General features: G+C 65.2%; 6 protein-coding genes and 1 tRNA gene. 6 read left to right on the forward strand and 1 reads right to left on the reverse strand.

The features are described from left to right. The 5 genes from lon to ACFDSW_RS13090 all read left to right on the forward strand — a co-directional run. On the forward strand, positions 1-1,745 hold a 1,745-nt coding region (gene lon / locus ACFDSW_RS13070), incomplete at its 5' end, for an endopeptidase La (protein ID WP_375250722.1). Between the two features lie 264 nt (positions 1,746-2,009). Then, entirely contained in the window at positions 2,010-2,282 is a 273-nt protein-coding gene (locus ACFDSW_RS13075) for an HU family DNA-binding protein (protein ID WP_375250723.1), read from the forward strand. A gap of 76 nt (positions 2,283-2,358) precedes the next feature. Continuing rightward, positions 2,359-2,433: transfer RNA gene (locus ACFDSW_RS13080), tRNA-Val, on the forward strand. A gap of 305 nt (positions 2,434-2,738) precedes the next feature. Beyond that, positions 2,739-4,367, forward strand: a complete 1,629-nt coding sequence (locus ACFDSW_RS13085) for a hypothetical protein (RefSeq protein WP_375250724.1) — start codon at positions 2,739-2,741, stop codon at positions 4,365-4,367. A 98-nt stretch (positions 4,368-4,465) separates the two neighbouring features. Next, on the forward strand, positions 4,466-7,300 hold the full coding sequence (locus ACFDSW_RS13090; RefSeq protein ID WP_375250725.1) for a TonB-dependent receptor domain-containing protein: 2,835 nt from the start codon (positions 4,466-4,468) through the stop codon (positions 7,298-7,300). Positions 7,301-7,345: 45 nt separating this feature from the next. On the opposite strand, the gene ACFDSW_RS13095 is transcribed toward ACFDSW_RS13090, so the two are convergent. After that, positions 7,346-7,975: a prolyl hydroxylase family protein gene (locus ACFDSW_RS13095; RefSeq protein ID WP_375250726.1), complete on the reverse strand. Its 630-nt coding sequence runs from the start codon at positions 7,973-7,975 to the stop codon at positions 7,346-7,348. Between the two features lie 118 nt (positions 7,976-8,093). Here ACFDSW_RS13095 and ACFDSW_RS13100 point away from each other — a divergent pair. Continuing rightward, positions 8,094-8,620, forward strand: a 527-nt coding sequence (locus ACFDSW_RS13100) for a type II secretion system protein N (RefSeq protein WP_375250727.1), incomplete at its 3' end; no start/stop codon positions are given.

Here is an 8,620-nt window from a genome sequence, read left to right on the forward strand (position 1 = left end):
CGCAGCGCGAATATTATCTCAACGAGCAGTTGAAGGCGATCCAGCGCGAGCTGGGGAACGAGGGCGAGGAAGGCGAGGGCGACGAGATCGCCGAGCTGACGCAGAAGATCGCGACGCTGAAATTGTCGAAGGAAGCGCGCGCGAAGGCGACCGCCGAGCTGAAGAAGCTCAAGACGATGGCGCCGATGAGTGCCGAGGCGACCGTCGTGCGCAACTATCTCGACGTGCTGCTGGGGCTGCCGTGGGGCAAGCGTAGCAAGATCAAGAAGGACATTGCCGCGGCCGAGGGGATCCTGAACGAGGATCACTACGCGCTCGACAAGGTGAAGGACCGGATCGTCGAATATCTCGCGGTACAGGCGCGCACCAACAAGCTGAAGGGGCCGATCCTGTGCCTTGTCGGCCCGCCGGGCGTGGGCAAGACCAGCCTGGGCAAATCGATCGCCAAGGCGACCGGGCGCGAGTTCATCCGCCAGTCGCTGGGCGGGGTACGCGACGAGGCGGAGATCCGCGGCCACCGGCGCACCTATATCGGCTCCTTGCCGGGCAAGATCGTCACCAATCTAAAGAAGGCGGGTGCCTCCAATCCGCTGTTCCTGCTCGACGAGATCGACAAGCTGGGACAGGATTTCCGCGGTGATCCCGCCAGCGCGCTGCTGGAGGTGCTCGACCCGGAGCAGAATGCCAAGTTCAACGATCACTATCTGGAGATCGATATCGATCTGTCGGATGTGATGTTCGTGTGCACCGCGAACACGCTGAACCTGCCGCAGCCGTTGCTGGACCGGATGGAGATCATCCGGCTGGAGGGCTATACCGAGGACGAGAAGGTCGAGATCGCCGAGCGGCACCTGATCGCCAAGCAGATCGAGGCGCATGGCCTGAAGCCGGGCGAGTTCACGCTGACGCAGGAAGGCCTGCGCGCGCTGATCCAGCGTTACACCCGTGAGGCGGGCGTGCGGACGCTGGAGCGCGAGATCGCGAAGCTGGCGCGCAAGGTGTTGCGTCAGATCCTCGAGGGCAAGGTCGACGGCGTCACGATCACGCCGGACAATCTGGCCGATTTCGCGGGCGTACAGAAATTCCGCCACGGCCTGTCCGAAACCGAGGATCAGATCGGCGCGGTCACCGGGCTCGCCTGGACCGAGGTGGGTGGGGAATTGCTGACCATCGAAAGCGTCACCGTGCCTGGCAAGGGGCAGGCGAAGGTGACCGGCAAGCTGGGCGATGTGATGAAGGAATCGGTGCAGGCCGCCTATTCCTTCGTCCAGGCGCGTTCGCCGTCGTTTGGCATCAAGCCGAGCCTGTTTCACCGCAAGGACATCCACATCCACCTTCCCGAAGGTGCGGTACCGAAGGATGGGCCGTCGGCGGGCATCGGGCTGGTGACGTCGATCGTCTCCACGCTGACCGGCATTCCGGTGCGTAAGGAAGTCGCGATGACGGGCGAGGTGACGCTGCGGGGGCGCGTCCTGCCTATCGGCGGACTGAAGGAAAAGCTGCTCGCGGCGTTGCGGGGCGGGATCGAGACGGTGTTGATCCCGAAGGAGAACGAAAAGGACCTGACGGAGATTCCGCAGAACATCCGCGACGGCCTGAAGATCGTCCCGGTGACGCATGTCGACGAGGTCCTCCGGCTGGCGCTGACCCATCCGCTGGAGGCGATCGACTGGACCGAGGCTGATGAACTCGCCGCGCTGCCGCCCGCGCCGATCGCTCCTGCGGGCGGCGAATTGCATCATTGATCGGCCGCCCCCGCCTCCCCTTCATGGGAGGTGGGGGCTTTTTCGCCGCGCCAAAGGGCTGCAACGCTGCTCTCCGCCGGATCGAGCGCCAGTTTAAGACGCTCATTTTCTTCTATTTACTACGCCGCCGGGGGTGGGGCATGCCCCCCCGCGCGGCGGATTCGTTTGACTCGGACGTCAGCCGGCGCCTTACTGGGATGATGTGGCTTTCGCCGCGAATCCATCACGATGACGTAACAAAATCAGCAAACGGGGTCTTTCGGCATGAACAAGCAGGAATTGATCGCGCAGGTCGCGACCGTGGCCGGGCTCGGCAAAAGCGAGGCGAGCCGCGCGGTCGAGGCGGTGTTCGAAACCATTTCCGCCAGCCTGAAAAAGGGTGAAGAGGTTCGACTGGTCGGTTTCGGCACCTTCGCGGTCAGCAAGCGCAAGGCCTCGGTCGGCCGCAACCCGCGCACACTCGAACCGATGACGATCAAGGCGTCGACCCAGCCCAAGTTCAAGGCGGGCAAGGTGCTGAAGGATTCGCTCAACTAAGCGGCGATTGACGAGCGGGTTTTGGGGCTGGACAGGCGCGCGGTGCTCGCCTAGACGCGCCGCTCCGATTGCGATCGGGCGCGTAGCTCAGCGGTAGAGCACACCCTTCACACGGGTGGGGTCACAGGTTCAATCCCTGTCGCGCCCACCATATCCGACAGACCCCGCAGGCCCCCGGCCGGCGGGGTTTTTCGTTGGGCCGATGGCGAACCGTCCGGCAGACCGGCCGATCACTTCGCCAGGCGTGGCGGGTTTCCCGACGCCGCGGCGCGCTCCGTTCGAATGTGTGCCCTTTGTCATCATATCATCATTTAACCGTCACATCTGAGTCATGGAAAATGCATTTGCGTGTCATCTGGCGCGCCTAGCGACGTCCCAGACGAACGGGAGACCATGTCGGTCCGACTCGTGTCAGGGTTCCGGGGGACGGGCCCGATCTAGAAAAGGGAGTGTTCCATGCTCAGCTTCAGCCGTCGTACCAGCAGCCTGCTGGCGACCACCGCGTGTCTGTTCCTCGTATCGTGCGGTGCTGACGATGTGGCCTCGCCGGGTGCCGGCTCGGTCGACGTGGTGATCAACCAGCCTGCTCCGACCCCGACGCCGACGGGCACCGCGACGCCGACCCCGCTGACCGCGGCGCAGTTCGCCGCCGCCACGACCGCCAACGGCGCGACCGCTTCGGTTATCACCGTTGACGAGCAGCTCGCGCTGGTCACCGGCGGTTCGAACAACAACGTCAACGGCTTCGGCAATACGCTGAGCGGCGTCTATCCGGTCAGCGGCACGTCGCTGACCACTGCCAGCAACCCGCAGACGGTGCTGGGGAATACCAGCTTCATCCAGAATACCAGCTATGTCGGCGCGCTGAGCGGCCCGAACGACAATTCCTTCTCGGGCTGGACCTGCAACTCGACCGCGGCGACCTTCCTCAACTCGTCGTCGTGCCTCGCGGTGCCGAACATCGGCAGCGGCGGTTCGACGGCGACCTGCCCGACCGGCACCACCGACGCCGGCCTGGTGCAGACGTTCCGCGCCTGCCGCCTGCCGACCGTCATCACCAGCAGCCTGACGCTGCCGAAGATCTCGGGCGTCTTCTATCGCTTCAGCGGCCAGACCGAAGTCGGCAACGACGTCGGCGCGACCGGCGCTGATTCGGGCGTGACACTGACGATCCAGCCGGGCGTGACGCTGGCTGCGGACGGTTCGGACTCGGCGGTCGACCTGCTGCTGGTCAATCGCGGCAGCCGGATCAATGCGGTCGGCACCGCCGATGCGCCGATCATCTTCACCTCGCAGCAGAATCTGGCCAGCAACGGCGTGTCGGACGTGACCCAGGGCCAGTGGGGCGGGATCATCCTGCTCGGCCGCGCCACGACCGGCGTGTGCGCCACGGGCACCGGCGGCACCACCGGCACGCCCTGCCAGGCGCAGATCGAGGGTGTTACCGGCCGTAACTACGGCGGTTCCAACGACGCCGACAATTCGGGCACGATGCAATATGTGCAGATCCGCTACACCGGCTTCGAAGTGTCGCCGGGTAACGAGCTGCAGGGCCTGACGCTGGGCGCCACCGGCAGCGGCACGACGATCGACCACGTGCAAAGCCATAACTCGTCGGACGACGGCATCGAAATCTTCGGCGGCACGACGAACCTGAAGTATTTCGTCGTCACCGGCGCCGATGACGATGGCTTCGACGTCGATAACGGCTGGCGCGGCTTCATGCAGTTCATCATCGCTGCGCAGAAGATCTCGGGCGCTACCGCCGACTCGTTCGCGACCGAAATCGACTCGAACGGCTCGGAGGATCTGATCCCGCGCACCTACGGTCGTTACGCGAACTTCACCTTCGTGCAGAGCACGGGCACCAGCGTGCCGGTGGCGGCGATCCGCCTGCGTGGCGGTGCGGACTTCGCATTCGTCAACGGGATCGTGAAGACGCCGTCGGGCGAAGGCTGCGTCAACATCATCGCCAGCGAGGGGACCGGCGCGAACCGCACCACGATCCGCGCTGCGAACTCGGCGCTGCAGGATGTCGGGCCGCCGACGTTCAACTCGATCTACTTCCAGTGCCAGGGTCGATAAGGCGCGCACCGGCCTCTTCTGAGTAGGCGGAGGCCGGGGCGCGCCATCAGCGCCGCCCCGGCCACGCTGTTTTTGATCCTGAATCGGAAGGCACCATCATGCGACAGCGCATCGCTTACGCCTCGCTTCTTCTGCTGACCACCACGCTGGTCGCGCCCGCCGCGCTGGCGCAGGTCGCTCCCTCGACGGGTACGGCCGGCGGCGTATCGGCCCCATCCACCCCCTCGACCCCGTCGGCCACCACCGCCGATCCCGCCGACCCCGCCGCGCCGCAGGCCGGAACGCCTGCCGAGCAACAGGCGCCGACCGATCCGGCGGAAGTGTCCGCGCCGGGCGTCGACACCTCCGCGGGTGAGGATATCGTCGTCGTCGGGCGGAACATTCCCAACGTCGTGCGCTCGACCGCGCAGGTGGTCAGCGTTCTGTCTTCGGCCGACATCGCCCGCACGGGCGAAGGTGACATCGCCGGCGCGCTCACCCGCGTCACCGGCCTGTCGGTGGTCGGCAACGGCTATGTCTTCGTGCGCGGCCTTGGCGATCGTTATTCGTCCGCGCTGCTCAACGGTTCGCCGTTGCCCAGCCCCGAGCCGCTGCGCCGGACGGTACCGCTGGATATCTTCCCCACCTCGATCGTCGGGTCGGCGCTGGTGCAGAAGACCTATTCGGCGAATTATCCGGGCGAGTTCGGCGGCGGCGTCATCAACCTGACGACCAAGGCGATCCCGGAAAAGAATTTCATCTCCGGCGGCGCGTCGGTCGCGGTGGATACCGAGTCGACCGGCAAGCTGGGTTACACATATTACGGGTCGACCACCGACTGGCTGGGTTACGATGGCGGCGAGCGCAACGTGCCGTCGTTCATCAAGAACGCGCCGACCGGCAGCGGGGTCATCTCGGCGGCGCAGATCGCGCAGATGTCGAACGCGCGCACCACGCTTTTGCAGCGCAACGGCGACATTCCGGCGAATGTCTCGGGCGATCTGAACCTGGGCCTGACCGGGGATATCGGCGCGGTTCGTGTCGGCATGATCGCCACCGGCAGCGTCGGCAACACGTGGCGCACGCGCGCGACGCGGCAGCAGGATACGATCGCCAGTGACGGCGGCCTGCGTAACGATTTCAGCACCGTCATCACCGACAATCGTGCGGTGGTGAACGGCCTGCTGGGCTTCGGTGCCGAGTTCGGCGAGAATCGTGTCCGCTGGACCAACGTCTATATCCACGACACGCTGAAGCAGGGCCGTGCTTCGGCGGCGACCCTCTACACCAACTCCAGTGGCCTGCCGATCATCCAGCAGAACACCAGCTGGTTCGAGCGTCAGCTGATCGAAACGCAATTGGTGGGCGAGTTCAAGCCGACTGACCAATTGTCGGTCGACCTGCGCGGTGCCTATGCCAATTCGAAGCGCAATTCGCCGTATGAGCGCGAATTCCTCTACAATTGCAACGGCGGCCTGAACGCCACCGTCACCCAGCCGGTGGGCGGTACGGCGGTGCAATGCCCGGGCCTGTATCAGGCGACCAACTCGTTCGGCGCTTTCGGCACGGTCGCGTTCAGCGAGCTTAACGAAGACCTGTATTCGGGTCAGGCGGATGTCATCTACAAGCTGGACACCGACCGGCCGTTCTCGCTGTCGGGTGGCTATTATTACTCGGACAGCCAGCGCACCTCGACGCGCCTGCCGTTCACCTATCAGACCGTCGGCGGCGGCGCGGTGCCGTTCCCGTGCAATCTGTATCGGCCCGACTATCTGCTGTCGCCGGACGTCCTGAACGGCTGCCCGGCCGCGCTGACCGGTACCGCGGCGTCGAATGCGCTGCAGCTGCGCTTCTCGCCGGGGCAGAACGGCTCGTATCAATATGATGCGTTGCTGCGTATCCACGCCGGTTACGTCCAGGCGGAGGCCGAGGCGCTCGATGGCGTGCGTGCGATCATCGGCGTCCGCTACGAAACGGCGAAGCAGACGGTAACGCCGATCGGGCAGACCGGCACGAACCTGAACAACGACTATTTCCTGCCGGCCGCGACGCTGACGTGGAATTTCGCGGATAACATGCAGCTGCGTGTGGCCGCCTCGAAGACGATCGCCCGCCCGCAGTTCCGCGAGCTGGCGCCGCAGGCCTATCGCGATTTCGAATCCGATCGCCTGTTCTACGGTAACCCGCGTCTGCGCGACAGCGAACTGTACAACCTGGAAGCACGCTACGAATATTTCTTCGCACGCGATCAGCGCATCACGGCGGCGGGCTTCTACAAGCGGATCGATCGGCCGATCGAGCAGGTCGGCTTCTATCCGACGCCGGACGCGCGTTTGCAGACCGGCTTCACCTATCTGCCCAAGGCGGTGCTGTACGGCGGCGAGGTGGAGTTCCAGAAATATATCCGGCTCGACGGACTGGGCAGCGCGCTGGCGGGCACCCGCGCGGTGGTGATCGCCAACTATACCTATACGCAGTCGAAGATCACCGCGGACAACACCTGCGTTCCGGGTGTGCTGGAAGGGACGACGCTGGGCAATTGCCCGACGAACTTCGCCCCCGCCAATCGTCTGTTCCGTGACGGCGCGCCGTTGACCGGGCAGTCGGATCACCTCGTCAACCTGCAACTCGGCTTCGAGGATCAGGACAACGGTTCGCAGGTCACCGCGCTGTTCAACTATGCCAGCCCGCGCGTCACCAACCGTGGCCCGTCGCTGCTGAGCGGCACCGGGTTCCAGCCGGACATCATCGAAAAGCCGGGCATCCGTGTTGATCTGGTCGCGCGCCAGACGACGCAGTTCCTGGGCCAGACGGTCGAGATCAAGGCGGAAGGACGTAACCTGACCGGCACGAGCTATCAGGAGTATCAGGACTTTGCCGGTGGCAACCGGGTGTCGATCAACACCTATCGCCTGGGCCGGGTCTTCACGCTGGGCGCGAGCGTGACGTTCTGAGTGAATGCCGTCGCCCCTGCTCGCGCGGGGGCGACGGATTTGCTGTCACCAACCCCATGGTCGTTCGCGATACCATTTGGTGACGATATCTTTGGTGCCCGCGCGCACCTTCATGCCGTGATGCAGCGTGGCCGGGTTCAGGCTGCCGTCGGGGCGGCGATTGTTCCAGCAGACCAGCTTGCCGGTTTCGGGCTGAATCGTCTTGTCGATCGCCTTGAATCGCGTCGCGCCGCCCGCCTCGGGCTCGTTGAGATAGACCATCGCGGTCCAGGTGCGGTTGCCCGCGACGCCGCAATAGCGTTCGTAATCCACGCCCTGGGGCTCGAAATAATCGGTATGCGCTTTGAATTCCTGTCCGACGGCGTAGCGCTGCCCCTGCATCGGTTCGCCGTGCGCCGGGTCGAGCCCGGTGAAGTCCGCGATCATCGCGTCGACCCGCGCGACGAGCGGATCGCTCAGCGGCAGGTCGCACGTCTCGCTGGTCCGAAAGGCATTGTCGCCATTGTGATCGGAGATCGTGGACGGGCGGCGATGGGCGTCGATATGCGCAATCAGCGCGGCGCAGGTTTCGGGATCGATGAAATGCCGCCGGATCAGCAGCGTCAGCTTCGACGACGGCACTTTCTGAATGCCCGGCTGCGCGGAGAGGCGGGCAATTATCGGGTCGCTGGCCATGGCGTCGCCTTGCCATAGCGCCAAGGTTAAGCCCAAGCGGGAAATCATTACCCAAGTCTGAAATGCCGATGTAATACGGCGCTCCTAGCCGGGCGCTCGCGGGGAGTTGGCCAAGCGCATGCGATTGACATTCGACGCCCGGGCGAGGGCGATCCTGAGGCGTTTGCCGGTGGTGAACGTCTATTCCGCCGCCGAGCTGCTGTTGTTGGGCGGGCTGGCGGTGCAAAGCGCGCGGCTGTTGTGGGTGATCCTGACGCCGATCGCGCCGCTGGGCGCGTGGATCCCAGCGGGGCCGTCGATTCCCGCTGATCCGATCGGCGTGCTGTCGGGGTTCGATCCCTTCTTCCGGGTTAGCGGCGCCGGGCAGGCGCAGGGCCCGGCGAGCGTCACCGCCTTGCAGCTGACGCTGTTCGGTACGCGCATGGACACGGTGCAGGAACGCGGTTCGGCGATCGTCGCGGGCGCGGACGGCGTGCAGCGCGTCGTCAGCGTCGGTGAGGAAATCGCCCCCGGCGTGACGCTGAAGTCGGTCGCGTTCGATCATGTCACGCTTGATCGCGGCGGCACGGCGGAGGAGCTGTTTCTAGATCAGTCGGGCGGTGGGGGCGGCACGGCGCCGGCCGCTCCTGGCGACGCGCCGGTCGG

Origin of the sequence: Sphingomonas sp. (genome assembly GCF_042091075.1) — a bacterium.
In the GTDB taxonomy this organism is placed as follows: Bacteria; Pseudomonadota; Alphaproteobacteria; order Sphingomonadales; family Sphingomonadaceae; genus Sphingomonas.

What these genes read in the sequence shown, in the direction of transcription:
- ACFDSW_RS13075 (WP_375250723.1), top strand. Translation starts at nt 2,010, where the DNA reads ATGAACAAGCAGGAATTGATCGCGCAGGTCGCGACCGTGGCCGGGCTC.
- ACFDSW_RS13085 (WP_375250724.1), top strand. Translation starts at nt 2,739, where the DNA reads ATGCTCAGCTTCAGCCGTCGTACCAGCAGCCTGCTGGCGACCACCGCG.
- ACFDSW_RS13090 (WP_375250725.1), top strand. Translation starts at nt 4,466, where the DNA reads ATGCGACAGCGCATCGCTTACGCCTCGCTTCTTCTGCTGACCACCACG.
- ACFDSW_RS13095 (WP_375250726.1), bottom strand. Translation starts at nt 7,975, where the DNA reads ATGGCCAGCGACCCGATAATTGCCCGCCTCTCCGCGCAGCCGGGCATT.